This window comes from Pseudomonas sp. GW821-FHT07E12, from assembly GCF_058986605.1.
Window position 1 is genome coordinate 1 of sequence record NZ_JBYSVX010000059.1, and the last position, 14,977, is coordinate 14,977.

Below are 14,977 nucleotides of genomic sequence, written 5' to 3' on the forward strand. Positions count from 1 at the left end.
AGAAAACGACGTGCATCCATGCACGTCGCCCTTCGGGTTTTTCCCGCTGGCTCCGTCGCTGCGGATGGGGCCCCCGGGAAAGTCAAAGTCCAAGGCAACTGCAAAGTCAAAATCACGAGCAACGGCAACGGCAACGGCAACGGCAACAGCAAAATCACCAGCAATAGCAATGCCTTGGCTCCGACATTCGCTCCGCTCATGAACATCGACGACACGCCGATCCACATGTGTTTGCCGCTCGGCGACGGAGGCCGGACAATAGTGGTCTGTCTCCGCCACGGGTAAACGCATGTCCATCCTCCGTATGACCGACCTCGACCTTGCCGGTAAGCGCGTGTTGATCCGCCAGGATCTCAATGTGCCGATCGAGAACGGTCTCATCACTTCCGAGCAGCGCATCACCGCTTCGGTGCCGACGATCAAGGCTGCGTTGGAGAAGGGCGCGGCGGTGATGGTGACCTCGCATCTGGGCCGTCCGAAGGAAGGGGTCTGGACTGAGCAGGATTCGCTGGCGCCGGTTGCCGAGCGCCTGTCCGTGCTGCTCGGTGTCGAGGTGCCGCTGGTGCGCGACTGGGTCGACGGCGTGCAGGTCGAGCCGGGCCAGGTCGTGCTGCTGGAGAACTGCCGCATGAACGTCGGCGAGGGCAAGGACGACGAGGCGCTGTCGAAGAAGTACGCGGCGCTGTGCGATGTGTTCGTGATGGATGCCTTCGGCACCGCGCATCGCGCGCAGGCTTCCACCCATGGCGTGATCAAGTTCGCACCGGTCGCCGCGGGCGGCCCGTTGCTGATGGCCGAACTGGACGCGCTGGCCAAGGCGCTGCTGCAGCCGGCCAAGCCGCTGCTGGCGATCGTGGCCGGCAGCAAGGTCTCGACCAAGCTGGAACTGCTGACCAGCCTGGTCGACAAGGTCGATCAGCTGATCGTCGGTGGCGGCATCGCCAACACCTTCATCGCCGCGGCCGGATACAGCGTCGGCAAGTCGCTGTGCGAGCCGGACCTGATCGATACCGCCAGGAAGATCGTCGCCCAGGCCAAGGCACGCGGCGCGGACATCCCGTTGCCGACCGACGTGGTCGTCGCCAAGCAGTTCCTGCCGGAGGCCGAAGCGACGGTGAAGGCGGTCGATGCGGTGGCCGAGGACGACCTGATCCTCGACATCGGTCCGGACACTGCCGCCGCCTACGCGGCGCTGATCGCCAAGGCCGGCACCGTGGTGTGGAACGGCCCGGTCGGTGTGTTCGAGTTCGAAGCCTTCGGCAAGGGCACCGAGACGCTGGCCAAGGCGATCGCCGCGTCGCCGGCGTTCTCGATCGCCGGCGGTGGCGACACGCTGGCGGCGGTGGACAAGTACGGCATCGCCGACAAGGTCAGCTACATCTCCACTGGTGGTGGCGCGTTCCTGGAGTTCCTGGAAGGCAAGACCCTGCCGGCGGTCGCGGCGCTGGAAGCGCGCGGCTGAGTTATCTCGAGTCTCTCTCCCGTCGGGGAGAGAGACTGGGGCGCTGCAAGGAATCATGGTGGCCAGCGGCGATGAACGCATCGCCGTGCTTCCGGATGCTGAACCATCCGGGCGTGGGCTCTGCGATGGTTTCGCTTGGCTGATGCGTGGTGATGCATTCGTCATCGCGATGGCTGTCAATTCTTTGCAGCGTCTGTTCATTCGCCCCTACGGGGCACCTTCTCCGAAGCGGGAAGGAAACAGCCTGGAACCCCACACCCATGCAAACCCTGTTCTTCGACCTCGACGGCACCCTGATCGATTCCGAGCCCGGGATCATCGGCGGCCTGGTCCACACCTTCAACGAACTCGGCCATCCGCTGCCGTCGAACGCGCAGTTGCGCGACTGGATCGGTCCGCCGCTGCGTGACAGTTTCCACGAGCATTTCGACGGTGATCCGGCGCTGATCGGGCAGGCGTTGACGCTGTACCGCGAGCGCTACGACAGCATCGGCTGGACCGAGCACAGCGTGTTCGAGGCCATTCCCGAAACCATCACCGCGCTGCGCGCCGCCGGCCATCGCATGGCGGTGGTGACCTCCAAGAACGAGCGTTTCGCCCGGCGCATCATCGAGCATTTGCCGTTCGGCGGCTGCTTCGAGGACGTGATCGGCACCAGCGATGACGGTTCGCGTCGTTTCAAGGTCGATCTGATCGCCGAGGCGCTGCGGCGGCTGTCGCTGCAACCTGCGCAGTGCGTGATGATCGGTGACCGGCGCATGGACATCGAGGGTGCCAACGCGCATGGCATGCGCAGCATCGGCGTGCTGTGGGGCTTCGGCGACGAGGCCGAGTTGAGCAAGGCCGGTGCCGGCGCACTTGTGGCTGCGCCGGCTGACTTGCGGGCGCTGCTGGCGTAGCGCCGAGCTCGCTCGGCTGGAGCTTTCCCGGGAACGCTCCAGCCGAATGAATGCGGTTTTATGGCGGCGATTGCGTTATCCATGCGCATGCGCATGGTGAGGAGGCATGCCGCATTCGCCTGCCGCCTATTCCGCAATGCCATCCTCCGCGTCGCGGCGCTGTGTTAATTTTCCGCACTTCTTCCCGGGGGACACCATGATCGAACGTCTGCGACGCACCAGAATTCTCGCCACCCTCGGTCCGGCCACCGATCCGCCAGGCGTGCTCGAGGACCTGTTCCGCGCCGGCGTCAACGTGGTGCGCCTGAATTTCAGCCACGGCGATCCGTCCGGGCAGGCCAAGCGTGCCGCCGAAGTGCGCGCCGCTGCTGCGCGTGTCGGTGCGGAGGTTGGCATCCTGGCCGACCTGCCGGGTCCGAAGATCCGCATCGAGCGTTTTGCCCAGGGCAAGATCAGCCTCAAGACCGGTGACCGCTTTGACCTGGTCGCCGACGTCAACGCGCCTCCGGGCGATACCACCCAGGTCGGCGTGAGCTACCTGGAACTGCCGCAGGACGTTGGTCCTGGTGACGTGCTGCTGCTCGATGATGGCCTGATGCAGTTGCAGGTGATCGAGGTGCAGGGCCAGCGCATCATCACCACTGTGCTCAATGACGGCGTGCTGTCCGATCGCAAGGGCCTGAACAAGCAGGGTGGTGGCCTGTCGCTGGGCGCGCTGACCGAGCGCGACAAGGAACTGATCGAGATCGTCGCCAAGATCGGCGTGGATTTCATCGCGGTGTCGTTCTGCCGTAACGCAGAGGACATGAACGAGGCGCGCCGCATCGCCCAGTCGCACGGCAGCGATGCCTGGCTGGTGTCGAAGATCGAGCGTACCGAGGCGATCGAGAACCTGGTCGAGATCGTCGAGGCGTCCGACGTGGTGATGGTCGCGCGTGGCGACCTGGGCGTGGAGATCGGCGATGCCGAGCTGCCGGGCCTGCAGAAGAAGATCATCAAGGAATCGCTGGCGCAGAACAAAGTGGTGATCACCGCCACGCAGATGCTGCAGTCGATGGTCGAGAGCCCGATCCCGACCCGCGCCGAGGTGCTGGACGTGGCCAACGCGGTGATCGACGGCACCGATGCGGTGATGCTGTCGGCCGAGTCCGCGGCCGGTGCCTATCCGATCAAGGCGGTCGAAGCGCTGGCACGTATCTGCCTGGGCGCCGAGCGCCAGTTCGAGATGGATACCGATTTCGAGGCGGCGCAGCGCAACCTGGTGCGTGCCGATCATGCGATCGCGATGGCGACGATGTTCCTGTCCGAGCACATCGGCCTGGGCGGCGTGGTTGCGCTGACCGAGAACGGCGGCACCCCGCGCTTCCTGTCGCGGTTCCGCTCCAACGTGCCGATCTACGCCTTCACCCGCCACGACGGCGCACGCCGCCGCATGGCGCTGATGCGCGGCGTGTTCCCGATCAGCTTCGACAGCCGCGGCCTGACCCCGCGCGAGGCGGCCCGCGCGGCGATCCGCCTGCTGGCCGATGGCGGCCAGATGAAGCCGGGCGACCGCGTGGTGTTCACCAGCGGCGAGCACATGGAAACCCACGGCGCCACCAATACCCTGCGCCTGCTGGAAGTCGGCGAGGATGGTCGCGCCAGCGGTCTGGGCGAGCTCTAAGACTCTCCTTGTAGGAGCGGCGTAAGCCGCGATGGGGCTTTACCGATAAAGCTCCATCGCGGCTGACGCCGCTCCTACGGGACTCCCATCGGGACTCCCATCAGGTGATTGCCGCTGCAGACAGCGCACCGGCGCACATATCCAATCCCGCTGTAATCGTTTGCACGACATTCCGTGGCGGAATGCGTGGGTTCCGCACGGCTATAATTGCGGCTTCCCCCGCTGCTGCCACAGGAACTACATGAGCATCGAACAGCTTGCCGAAACCGCACAGGCCATGGTCGCCCCGGGCAAGGGCATCATCGCCATCGACGAATCCACGAGCACCATCGCCAAGCGCTTCGCCGGGGTGGGCATCGAGAACATCGAGGAGAATCGCCGCGCCTATCGCGAGCTGCTGCTGACCACGCCGAAGCTGAGCGACTACATCTCCGGTGCGATCCTGTTCGATGAGACCATCCGCCAGTCCACCAAGGACGGCGTCCCGTTCCCGAAGTACATGGCCGAGCACGGCATCATCCCGGGCATCAAGGTCGACAAGGGCGCGCATCCGCTGGCCGGCATGCCGGGCGAGCTGGTGACCGAGGGCCTGGACGGCCTGCGTGCTCGGCTGGAGGAGTACTACAAGCTCGGCGCACGCTTCGCCAAGTGGCGCGCGGTGATCAACATCGGTGAGGACATCCCGTCGGGCACCTGCATCGAAGCCAATGCCCACGCGCTGGCGCGCTACGCCGCGCTGTGCCAGGAGCAGGGCCTGGTGCCGATGGTCGAGCCGGAAGTGATCATGGACGGCGACCACGACATCGAGACCTGCTACGAAGTCACCGAGGCGACCCTGCGCGCCCTGTTCGGCTCGTTGTACGAGCAGAACGTGGTGCTGGAAGGCACCATCCTGAAGGCCTCGATGGTCATCTCGGGCAAGGGCTGCGAGGAGCAGGCCGACGTCGAGGAAGTGGCCGAGTCCACCGTGATGTGCCTGAAGTCGACCGTGCCGGCGATCCTGCCGGGCATCGTGTTCCTGTCCGGCGGCCAGACCGACGAGCAGTCGACCGCGCACCTCAACGCGATGAACAAGCTCGGCAACCTGCCGTGGCCGCTGAGTTTCTCCTACGGCCGCGCGATGCAGGCTGCGGCGCTGAAGCTGTGGTCGAAGGACCTGAAGGGCAACTTCGCCAAGGCCCAGCAGATCGTGTATGAGCGCGCCAAGGAAAATGGCCTGGCCGCGCTGGGGCAGTGGAAGGGCTGAGCCATTCCATCGCGAAAAGAAAAACGCCGGCGCAAGCCGGCGTTTTTTGTTGGTTTCATTCGCGTTCGATGTGAACGAGCCCCTAGTCCCTGGAATCGTCCCGCCATCCAGGGTGTTTGATCTTTTGTGGGAGGGACTTTAGTCCCGACTACCGGTAAAGCGTCGGGACTAAAGTCCCTCCCACAAAATCATCAGGCCGCGTGCGTCTCGCTCTGCGTCTGCAGCAGCGCCTGCTGCAGGACCTTGGCGGTGGCGTCGTTGTAGGCGACCAGAATGATGTGCCTGGGTACCGCGTGCGACTTCTGCCATGCCAAGGTTTCGGTGAGCGCGATCCGCGCGGCCTGATGCAGCGGATAACCGAATACGCCACAGCTGATTGCCGGAAACGCGATCGAATGCAGGCTCATCCGTTCGGCCAGCTTCAGCGATTGCCAGTAGCAGTTGGCCAGCAGTTCCGGCTCATGGTGGGTGCCATCGCGCCAGACTGGGCCGACCGTGTGCAGCACATGGCGCGCCTTGAGCTGATGAGCGCCGGTCGCACGCACTTCACCGGTCGGGCAACGCACGCCGGGGCGCAGTTCCGGCAGATGTCGGCATTCCTCCAGAAGACCCGGGCCGGCCGCGTGGTGAATGGCACCGTCCACGCCTCCGCCGCCCAGCAGTGATTCGTTGGCGGCGTTGACGATGGCGTCCACCTCCAGGGTGGTGATGTCCCCTTGCCAGATTTCGATCTTCATGTGGCGGTACTTTATGGAATGAGGATGAGCGAACCGTGAGTGCCGGACGGCGACGCACGTCAGCATGGTCCGAAGCGATCTCGTGTATTGAGACGTGAGGGGAGGTGACGTTGGTGGTGTTCACTGACTCATCCGGGAGGCGCACCGAAGCACTGGCCGCGCGGTAGCGCGGGTGTCGGATCGCCGCCACTGGCGTTACAAGGCAAAGGACGCATGTGCCGGAGACACAAAACGCGAAACGCCGCCCATGGGCGGCGTTTCGGTTGTGGTGCGATCGCGTGCGGCGATCAGGGCAGGCCAGCCAACCAGTCGTCGTCCGAGCCTTCGTTGATGTCGGCGAACAGCGGCGTGGAGAAATAACGTTCGCCGGTATCCGGCAACACCGCCAGCAGGACCGAGCCTTCCGGTGCCTTGGCCGCGACTTCCAGTGCGGTGGCGACGGTGGCACCGGCGGAGATGCCGACGAAGATGCCTTCCTCGGCGGCGAGGCGGCGCGAGGTCTCGATCGCGCGGTCGTCGGCGATGCTGAACAGTTCGTCGTAGATTTCGCGATCCAGCACGTCCGGCACGAAGTCCGGGGTCCAGCCCTGGATCTTGTGCGGTTTCCACTCGTCGCCCTTCAGCAGCGCGGCACCGGCCGGTTCGGTGGCGATGATCTTGACCTCGGGACGGGCGACCTTGAGCACCTGGCCGACGCCGGTCAGGGTGCCGCCGGTGCCCCAGCCGGTGACGAAGTAATCCAGGCGATGGCCGGCGAAGTCGCGCAGGATTTCGGCGGCGGTGGTGTTGCGGTGGTAGGCGGGGTTGGCGGGATTGGCGAACTGGCTGGCGAGGAACCAGCCGTGCTGCTCGGCCAGTTCCTTGGCCTTGCGCACCATGCCGCTGCCGCGCTCGGCGGCCGGGGTCAGGATCACCTTGGCGCCGTAGGCACGCATCAGCTTGCGGCGCTCGATCGAGAACGTCTCCACCATCGTGGCGACGAACTTGTAGCCGCGCGCGGCCGCGACCATCGCCAGCGCCACGCCGGTGTTGCCGGAGGTGGCTTCGACAATCGTGTCGCCGGGCTTGAGCACGCCGCGCTGCTCGGCATCGAGGATGATCGCCAGCGCCAGACGGTCCTTGACCGAGCCGCCCGGGTTGAACGATTCGACCTTGGCGTAGAGGGTCTTGCCCGGCGGGGAGAGGCGGTTGAGCTTGACCACCGGGGTGCGGCCGATGGTGTCGAGGATGCTGTCGTAGATGGGCATGCGGGGATCTCCGAGGACAGGTCAGGCGGCGTTGGCCAGCGTGGGCGACGCGGGCTTTGCGGCAGGTGAGGGCACGACGGAAGCGGTAAGCGGGGCGCGGCCGAACCAGTGCAGCCGTGCAGCCAGCGCGGCGACTTCGCCAACGACCAGCAATGCGGGCGAATGCACCGCGTGCAGGCGGGCGGTATCGGGCAGATCGGCGAGGGTGCCGGTGACGACGCGTTGTTCGGGGCGCGAGCCGTTTTCGATCAGCGCGAACGGGGTGGCGGCGGAGCGGCCGGCCTGCAGCAGGCGCTGGCGGATTGTCTCCAGCCCGGCCACGCCCATGTAGAAGGCCAGCGTCTGCCGCTCCTGGCCGAGCGTCTGCCAGTCGAGCGTGTCCAGCGAGTCCTTGCAGTGCGCGGTGACCATGCGCAGCGATTGCGCGTGGTCGCGATGGGTCAGCGGGATGCCGGCATAGGCGCCGCAGGCCAGCGCGGCGGTGATGCCGGGTACGACTTCGAAGGCGATGCCGTGATCGCGCAGGAACTCCAGTTCCTCGCCGCCGCGGCCGAACACGAACGGGTCGCCGCCCTTGAGCCGCACCACGCGCCGGCCACGGCGGGCGTGTTCGAGCATCAGCGCGTGGATGTGTTCCTGGCGGGTGCTGTGACCCTGCGCCGACTTGCCGACCTCGATGCGCTCGGCATCGCGTCGGGCCAGGTTCAGCACCGCGTCGCTGACCAGCCGGTCGTGCAGGATCACGTCGGCTTCGTTGAGTGCGCGCAGGGCGTTGAGCGTGAGCAGGCCGGGATCGCCGGGGCCGGCGCCGACCAGCGTCACCGAACCGGTGGCGCCGGTGGCTTGGGGGCGTTCCAGCGCGGCCAGCAACTGCGCTTCGGCCTCGCGCTGGCGCTGTTGGCGCAGCAGCCGCGGCAGCGGGCCGGCCAGCTGGCGTTCGAAGAAGCGGCGGCGCGTGCCGGTATCCGGGAACGCGGCGCGGATGCGCGCGCGCTGACGGGTGAACAGCTCGGCCAGTGCGCCCCAGCTGTCGTCGAGCAGGGTTTCCAACTGGCGCCGGATGTGGCGCGCAACCATCGGCGCACCGCCACCGCTGGAAATGGCGATCTGCAATGGCCCACGCTCGACCACCGCCGGTACCTGGAAACTGGACAGCTCGGCGTCGTCGACCACGTTGGCCAGCATCCGGCGCGCTTCGGCCCCGGCGGCGACGGCGCGGTTGACCCGGACATCGTCGGTGGCGGCGATCACCAGCCAGACCGGTTCGTCCAGCCAGGCCGCGTCGAACTCGCCGGCCAGCCAGCGCAGGCGGCCGGCCTCGGCCCAACCCTGCAGGGCGGGGGTCAGCATGGGGGCACCCACCAGCGGACGCGCGCCGGCTCGCAGCAATGCCTCGGTCTTGCGCTCGGCGACCATGCCGCCGCCGACCACCAGCACGGAGCGGTCACGCAGATCGGCAAACAAGGGGAACAAGGCGGCGGTCACGGCAGTGGGTCGGGGAAGGGAGGTCGTGACCGTAAACCTGGCTTATAGCCGTCGGAAATGACTTCATGCACGTACCAGATAGCTTTCGGTTATAAGCTGGGAGTGGGAACTCCACTACAGTCCTGCATGTGAGTCCCTCACAAGAGCGCGGCACATCCCTGTGCCGGGGTCTGATGTGTGAGTCCCTCACAAGAAGAGCAGCGCACATCCATGTGCGTGGACTCAATTGTGAATCCCTCACAGAAGCGCGGCACGTCCTTGTGCCGGGATCCAACTTTCTTGAACCAGGCCGATGACGCTGACCCAACTCCGCTACCTGGTGGCAATCGCCGATGCCGAGCTGAACATCACGCTCGCCGCCGCGCGCGTGCATGCCACCCAGCCCGGCTTGTCCAAGCAGCTCAAGCAGCTTGAGGACGAACTGGGCTTCCTGTTGTTCGTGCGCAAGGGCCGCAGCCTGGAGTCGGTGACGCCGGCCGGCGTGGAAGTGATCGAACGCGCCCGCGCGGTGCTGTCGGAAGCCAACAACATCCGTACCTACGCCGCCAACCAGCGCCGTGAGGCCCAGGGCCAGCTGACCCTGACCACCACGCACACCCAGGCACGCTTCGTGCTGCCGCCGGCGGTAGCGCAGATCAAGCACGCCTATCCGCAGGTCAGCGTGCACCTGCAACAGGCGGCGGAAAGCGATGCGTTGGACCTGCTCAGCCAGGGCGATGCCGACATCGCCGTGGTCAGCACTGCTGGCGGTGAGCCCAGCGCCGGCATCGCGGTGCCGCTGTACCGCTGGCGGCGGTTGGTGATCGTGCCGCGCGGGCATGTGCTGGATCACAGGACTGCGCCGGACATGCAGGCGCTGTCCGAGCAACCGCTGATCAGCTATGAGTCCTCGACGCGTCCGGGTTCGTCGTTGCAGCGTGCTTTCGCCCAGGTCGGGCTGGAGCCGAAGCTGGCGTTGACCGCGCTGGATGCGGATCTGATCAAGACATATGTGCGTGCGGGGCTGGGCGTGGGCCTGGTGGCCGAGATGGCGATCACGGCGAGCGACACCGATCTGCGTGCTTGGCCGGCGCCGGAGCCGATTGCGGAGTGCATTGCGTGGGCGGTGCTGCCGCGTGATCGGGTGTTGCGGGACTATGCGCTGGAGTTGGTGCATGTGTTGGCGCCGCAGATCGATAAGCGTGATCTGCGACGGGTGCTGGATGGTAATCAGGAGGCTGATTGGCCGGAGCCGCCTACTTGGGAATCTTTGACGCAGACGATTACTAGTTGATGGCGTGATCCGGAGGCTGCCCGCAGGGTTGCTCTGAGTGGTGAGGGGCCATTTGCCGCGGTATCGCTTTCTGTTTCGCGATATCGCTTTCTGTTTGAGGCCGAGGATATCTGTGGGAGGGACTTCAGTCCCGACGGGCTTTCCTGGTGATGCTGTGGGTTTCTGGTTGGAGTTGTGGTCGGGATCAAGGGCAAAGGCAGAGGCAGAGGCAAAGGCAAAGGCTTTCGCCCTTTGGGCGAGTTACCTTTCTTTGCTCGTGCAAAGAAAGGTAACCCAAAGAAAGCACGCCCCAGTCCTCGCGCCCTTCGCTGCGCTTCGGGTTCACTCCGCCAGCGGGATTTTCTGACGCGGCATCCATGCCGCGGCAGAAAACGACGTGCATCCATGCACGTCGCCCTTCGGGTTTTTCCCGCTGGCTCCGTCGCTGCGGATGGGGGCCCCAGAAGAGCGAAGAGCAAAAGCAAAATCACGAGCAACGGCAACGGCAACGGCAACGGCAACGGCAACGGCCAGTGCCACCGCAACAGCAACAGAACAGCCACAGCGAGGGCGGTTGCCTGACGGTGGCGGCGGCGGGATAACCCCAACTGCGACAGTTCGTCGCAGCAATTGGGATTAGGTGGCGGCTATCATCCGCCGATGATCCGCTCCCGGCCGTTCCTCACCTTCATGCATCGGCTCGCGCTCGTCGCGACGCTGTTGATGGTGTGCGCGCCGTTGGTGAGCCGGTGGTTGCAGGGGCTGCCCGGTGACGCCCAGCCGTTGTGCACCAGTGGGGGGCTGCGTGAGGTGATGTCCGTACTGCCGCAGGCTGGGGTGTCGCATGTAGATCATGCGATGCACGCGATTGCTGCAACGGCCGGCGATATGTACGACGGTCAGCATCCGCTGGATGAGATGGCCGGCCACGCCGATCACGGGTTCGCCTGCGATTACTGTGTGCTCGCGGCGCGGCTGCTGCCGTGGCTGGCGGTGGTGCTGCTGCTGTTGCCGCTGCTGCGTGTCATCGCGCCCGAATTCGGCGTGTCCTTCCGTATTCCCGCCGCGCCGCGCTGGCCGGCGCATGCTCCGCGCGGGCCGCCACTGCTCGCCTGACGACACGACCTGTATTGCTGGCACGGAGTCCCTCGCGGATGCCGTGCGTCTTCGTGTTTTCCGGAGTGTTTTCCGATGATCGTTCGTATCCGTCCGCCTGTTCCGGCGGTGCTTTGCTGTTGTGTTCTGCTCTGTCTCGTCTCCAGCCAGGCGCTGGCGGCCGATGGCGATGACTCCATGCTCACTCTCGGCCGGGTCCGGGCTGTCAATCCGGTCGGTGTGCAGTTGCCGGTTGGGCAGGTTTTTTCCTCGGTCGACGTGCTCGGTGCCGATCTGGTGCAGGACCAGCATGTGGATTTCAGCTGGGAGCTGTTCACCCGCGCGCCGGGCGTGCAGGTGACGCAGTTCAAGATGGGTACCGATGCCGGCCGCATCTCGTTCCGTGGCTTCAATGGCGAGGGTCGCGTCAATGCGGTCAAGCTGCTGATCGACGGCGTTCCGTCCAACGACAACGCCGGCGGCATGCCGTATCTGGATGCGGTGTTTCCGCTCGACATCGCCGCGATCGAGATCGTGCGCGGTACCAACGATCCACGTTACGGGCTCAACGCGATTGCCGGTGACGTCAATATCGTCACGCGCAGCGGCGGCAACGAGGGGGCGATCAGCGTCACTGCCGGCAGTTTTGGCACGCGCGAGGTGGAAGTGAGCAAGGGCTTCGAACAGGGAGCATGGAGCCAGAACTACTTCGTCGGCTGGCGCGACTCGGACGGTTATCGCGATCACGCCAAGGCGATCAAGCGCAACTTCGCCGGCAAGTGGTTCTACACCGATCTGGACGGGCGCTGGCGTGCCGGGCTGAGTACGCGCTACTTCCACAACAACGCCGAGGAATCGGGCTATCTGACCTATGCCGACGCGGTGGCGCAGCCGCGCAGTTCGCCGTCGTACTCCGGTCAGGATCACAGCGAGCGCCAGACGGTGCAGACCGCGCTGCACCTGGACGGGCGCATCGCCGACGATTGGGACTGGAACGCCAAGGCCTACGTCAACCGCTACACCAACGACCGCGTGGTGAAGTTCACCGCCAGTGGCGTGCGCCAGGAGCGCTACAACGACGAGAGCCATCGCGGCATGCTCGCGAGCAGTACCTGGAGACCACAGGTGGAGTGGCTGCGCGAATTCGCACTGGAAGGCGGCGTGGAAGCGCAGTGGCAGGACAACGTGGCGCGTCGCTACAGCATCGTCGATGGCGCGCGCAGCGCGTTGCTGCGCGATTGGGCCTACGACCTGGATACGCGCGGCGCCTGGCTGCAGGCAGTCATCCGCCCGACCGAGCGGCTCAAGATCGTGCCGGCCTACCGCATTGATCGCGTCTACGGTGATTTCAGCAACGTCGCGAGCGGGCTGCGTTATCCGGTCTACGGCTACGGCACGATCAAGCAACCCAAACTCAGCGCGTCCTACAGCGTGAGCGATGACGTGACCGCCTACGCCAACTGGGGCCGCACGTTCCAGATTGGTGCCGGTAACGGCGCTTACCGCACGTCGAGCAATGATCTGGCGCCGTCGATCAACGATGGTTGGGAGTCCGGCCTGAAATTCAGTCCGTGGCGCTGGGCAGATGCGCGCGTGGCGTACTGGGAACAGCGCGCATCGGGCGAGGTTGCGACCGTGCTGGGCGTGAACGGTGGCACCTCGGTCAGCGACGTTGCCAACGTCGGCAAGACGCTTCGCAAGGGCTGGGACGCGCAGTTGAACCTGCAGCCGGGCGAGCGCTGGCGTGCGTGGCTGGCGTACTCGCGACAGAAGGCGGTGATCGTCACCCCGGATCCGAGTGCGGAGGACACGCGCGGCAAGCAGATCGAGAACGTGCCGCGCTGGCTGGCTACCGCCGGCGTGGAATGGCAGGCGCTGCCGCAGCTGAAACTCAGTGCCTGGGGCAACGGACAGGGCAGTTACTACATCGATCGGGCCAACACGCTGGGGCGTTACGGTGGCTACGTGCTGGCCAATCTCGGTGCGAGCTGGACACTGGATGCCCGTGATGAGCTGGCCTTGCAGCTGAAGAACGTCGCCGATCGCTTCTATGTCTATGCCTGGTACGACAGCGGCTCTTCGGGCTACTCGCCTGGCGACGGTCGCGCGCTGTATCTGAACTGGACGCGGCGGTTCTGATGGCCACCGTCACTGCTCATGCGGAAGTCGATGCACAGCGCTGGCGTTTCTATCGGGCGGTGTGGCGCTGGCATTTCTACGCCGGACTGCTGGTGCTGCCGTTCCTGGCGTGGCTGGCGCTGACCGGCGCGGCGTTTCTGTATCAGAAGCCGATCGATCGCTTCTTTCATCACGACTTGAAGGTAGTGATGCCGAGTGGCGAGGGGCGGCTGTCGGCGCAGACGCAGGTGACGGCAGCACTGCATGCACAGCCGGGGCAGGTGTTTCGCTACACCACGCCGGAGTACGCCGATGCCAGCGCCGAGATCGGGATCATTGCGGCGGATGGAAGCAAACGCGTGGTCTACGTCGATCCATATCGGGCACGGGTGCTTGGCGAGTTGCCTGAGCATGGCACGGTGGCGTGGACGATCCGGCGTCTGCACAGCCTCGATCTGTTTGGCGCACCGGCCAGCGCGTTGATCGAGGTCGCGGCTGGTTGGGCGATTCTGCTGGTGCTGACCGGTCTGTACCTGTGGTGGCCACGCGGGCGCTTGATGCGGGTCCCTCGCAAGAGCCTGCACGTCCATGTGCAGGGGTTCAATGAGCGGGTCCCTCGCAAAAGCCGGGTGCCGGGATTCAACTGGGGTGGCGTGGTCACGGTGCGTGGACGGCCGGCGCAGCGGTTGTTCTGGCGCGATCTGCATGCAGTACTTGGAATTGGCGTCGGCGGCGTGCTGTTGTTCCTGGCGCTGACCGGAATGCCGTGGTCGTGGCTGTGGGGGGGCAAGGTCAACCAGTGGGTGAACGGTCATGACTATGGCTATCCGGCCGGCCTGCGCGTGCAGGTGCCGATGTCCGATCAGCGTCTGGCCGACACTACGTTGCCGGCGTGGTCGTTACGGCAGGCGCAGCTGCCGCGTTCGCAACCACATGCCGGGAATGTGGCCGGCGCGCATGCTGGTCACGCGATGGCTGGGATGATGAGTGATTACGCTGCGCGGCCTGGTGCGATCGGTCTGGATGCGGCGTTGGCGCACTTCGAGGCGCGCGGGATTGCACCGGGTTATGCGGTTTCGCTGCCGCGTGGTGTCGAGGGTGTCTACACCGCGTCCGTGTATCCGGCCGATCTTGCGCGTCAGCGGGTGATCCATCTTGATCAGTACAGCGGCCGGGTGCTGCTGGATATGCGCTATGCCGACTACGGTTGGCTGGGGCGTGTGGCGGAATGGGGCATCAATGTGCATCTGGGACAGCAGTACGGGGTGGCCAATCAGGTGGTGTTGCTGGTGGCGTGCCTGGGGATTCTGCTGTTGTGCGTGAGTGCGGTGGTGATGTGGTGGAAGCGGCGGCCGGCTGGGCGCCTTGGGGTGCCGCCGTTGCCTGATCCGCGTGCGATGCGGGTGGTGATGTGGGGGCTTGTTGTGGGTGGGGTGGTGTTTCCGTTGACGGGAGTTTCGATGTTGGTGGTATGGGGGTTGGATGGGTGGTTGTGTCGTTGGGGTGATGTGGGTTCTGGGCGTGGTTGATGGTTTTGTTCCCCGTGTGGTCTATCTACCGTCATCCCCGCGAAGGCGGGGATCCAGTGCCTGCTGCTTCCGCGCAATCTATCTACCGTCATCCCCGCGGAAGCGGGGATCCATGGACATTGCTTCATGGGTTTGAAGTAGCTGCGACAGCAACTTCAACAGCAAATGCTTTCGCTCCTTCGGAGCGAGTCACTTTTCTTTGCTTGTGCAAAGAAAAGTAACCAAAAGAAAGCACACCCCGGCC

Annotated in this window: 12 protein-coding genes; 8 read left to right on the top strand and 4 right to left on the bottom strand. The window is 65.3% G+C overall.

Annotation, left to right across the window (positions count from 1 at the left end; translation table 11 throughout):
• On the bottom strand, positions 1-291 hold a 291-nt coding region (locus tag AC3WJE_RS20085), incomplete at its 3' end, for a hypothetical protein (RefSeq protein ID WP_493732609.1).
• On the opposite strand from AC3WJE_RS20085, the gene AC3WJE_RS20090 reads away from it, so the two are divergent.
• The 4 genes from AC3WJE_RS20090 to AC3WJE_RS20105 all read left to right on the top strand — a co-directional run bounded on the left by AC3WJE_RS20090 (position 290) and on the right by AC3WJE_RS20105 (position 5,270).
• Positions 290-1,462 (top strand): phosphoglycerate kinase, encoded by a 1,173-nt coding sequence (locus AC3WJE_RS20090; protein WP_493732610.1) that lies wholly within the window; start codon positions 290-292, stop codon positions 1,460-1,462. The genes AC3WJE_RS20085 and AC3WJE_RS20090 overlap by 2 nt on opposite strands.
• A gap of 260 nt (positions 1,463-1,722) precedes the next feature.
• On the top strand, positions 1,723-2,361 hold the full coding sequence (locus tag AC3WJE_RS20095; protein WP_493732611.1) for an HAD family hydrolase: 639 nt from the start codon (positions 1,723-1,725) through the stop codon (positions 2,359-2,361).
• Positions 2,362-2,557: 196 nt separating this feature from the next.
• Positions 2,558-4,024 carry a pyruvate kinase gene (pyk, locus tag AC3WJE_RS20100; protein ID WP_493732612.1) on the top strand — a complete coding sequence of 489 codons (1,467 nt, stop codon included), beginning with the start codon at positions 2,558-2,560 and terminating at the stop codon, positions 4,022-4,024.
• A gap of 241 nt (positions 4,025-4,265) precedes the next feature.
• Positions 4,266-5,270: a class I fructose-bisphosphate aldolase gene (locus AC3WJE_RS20105; RefSeq protein ID WP_493732613.1), complete on the top strand. Its 1,005-nt coding sequence runs from the start codon at positions 4,266-4,268 to the stop codon at positions 5,268-5,270.
• 191 nt (positions 5,271-5,461) lie between these two features.
• On the opposite strand, the gene AC3WJE_RS20110 is transcribed toward AC3WJE_RS20105, so the two are convergent.
• The 3 genes from AC3WJE_RS20110 to cysG form a co-directional block, all read right to left on the bottom strand.
• On the bottom strand, positions 5,462-6,007 hold the full coding sequence (locus AC3WJE_RS20110) for an O-acetyl-ADP-ribose deacetylase (protein ID WP_493732614.1): 546 nt from the start codon (positions 6,005-6,007) through the stop codon (positions 5,462-5,464).
• Between the two features lie 287 nt (positions 6,008-6,294).
• Positions 6,295-7,254, bottom strand: coding sequence for a cysteine synthase A (gene cysK / locus AC3WJE_RS20115; protein WP_493732615.1), 960 nt, complete (start codon positions 7,252-7,254; stop codon positions 6,295-6,297).
• A 21-nt stretch (positions 7,255-7,275) separates the two neighbouring features.
• Complete coding sequence (gene cysG, locus AC3WJE_RS20120; protein ID WP_493732616.1) at positions 7,276-8,739, bottom strand: siroheme synthase CysG; 1,464 nt, start codon at positions 8,737-8,739, stop codon at positions 7,276-7,278.
• 292 nt (positions 8,740-9,031) lie between these two features.
• On the opposite strand from cysG, the gene AC3WJE_RS20125 reads away from it, so the two are divergent.
• From AC3WJE_RS20125 to AC3WJE_RS20140, 4 genes are all read left to right on the top strand, one after another.
• Positions 9,032-10,012 (top strand): LysR family transcriptional regulator, encoded by a 981-nt coding sequence (locus AC3WJE_RS20125; protein WP_493732617.1) that lies wholly within the window; start codon positions 9,032-9,034, stop codon positions 10,010-10,012.
• A gap of 639 nt (positions 10,013-10,651) precedes the next feature.
• Entirely contained in the window at positions 10,652-11,107 is a 456-nt protein-coding gene (locus AC3WJE_RS20130; protein ID WP_493732618.1) for a DUF2946 family protein, read from the top strand.
• Positions 11,108-11,182: 75 nt separating this feature from the next.
• Complete coding sequence (locus AC3WJE_RS20135; protein WP_493732619.1) at positions 11,183-13,225, top strand: TonB-dependent receptor; 2,043 nt, start codon at positions 11,183-11,185, stop codon at positions 13,223-13,225.
• A complete protein-coding gene (locus AC3WJE_RS20140) occupies positions 13,225-14,733 on the top strand; it encodes a PepSY-associated TM helix domain-containing protein (protein ID WP_493732620.1) in 1,509 nt (502 codons plus the stop codon). Before AC3WJE_RS20135 ends, AC3WJE_RS20140 begins: the two co-directional genes overlap by 1 nt.
• The last annotated feature ends 244 nt before the right edge of the window (positions 14,734-14,977 follow it).

Coding starts and splice junctions, on each gene's coding strand:
- AC3WJE_RS20095 (WP_493732611.1), top strand. CDS start 1,723: ATGCAAACCCTGTTCTTCGACCTCGACGGCACCCTGATCGATTCCGAG.
- cysK (WP_493732615.1), bottom strand. CDS start 7,254: ATGCCCATCTACGACAGCATCCTCGACACCATCGGCCGCACCCCGGTG.
- AC3WJE_RS20130 (WP_493732618.1), top strand. CDS start 10,652: ATGATCCGCTCCCGGCCGTTCCTCACCTTCATGCATCGGCTCGCGCTC.
- AC3WJE_RS20110 (WP_493732614.1), bottom strand. CDS start 6,007: ATGAAGATCGAAATCTGGCAAGGGGACATCACCACCCTGGAGGTGGAC.
- AC3WJE_RS20105 (WP_493732613.1), top strand. CDS start 4,266: ATGAGCATCGAACAGCTTGCCGAAACCGCACAGGCCATGGTCGCCCCG.
- pyk (WP_493732612.1), top strand. CDS start 2,558: ATGATCGAACGTCTGCGACGCACCAGAATTCTCGCCACCCTCGGTCCG.
- AC3WJE_RS20140 (WP_493732620.1), top strand. CDS start 13,225: ATGGCCACCGTCACTGCTCATGCGGAAGTCGATGCACAGCGCTGGCGT.
- AC3WJE_RS20125 (WP_493732617.1), top strand. CDS start 9,032: ATGACGCTGACCCAACTCCGCTACCTGGTGGCAATCGCCGATGCCGAG.
- AC3WJE_RS20135 (WP_493732619.1), top strand. CDS start 11,183: ATGATCGTTCGTATCCGTCCGCCTGTTCCGGCGGTGCTTTGCTGTTGT.
- AC3WJE_RS20090 (WP_493732610.1), top strand. CDS start 290: ATGTCCATCCTCCGTATGACCGACCTCGACCTTGCCGGTAAGCGCGTG.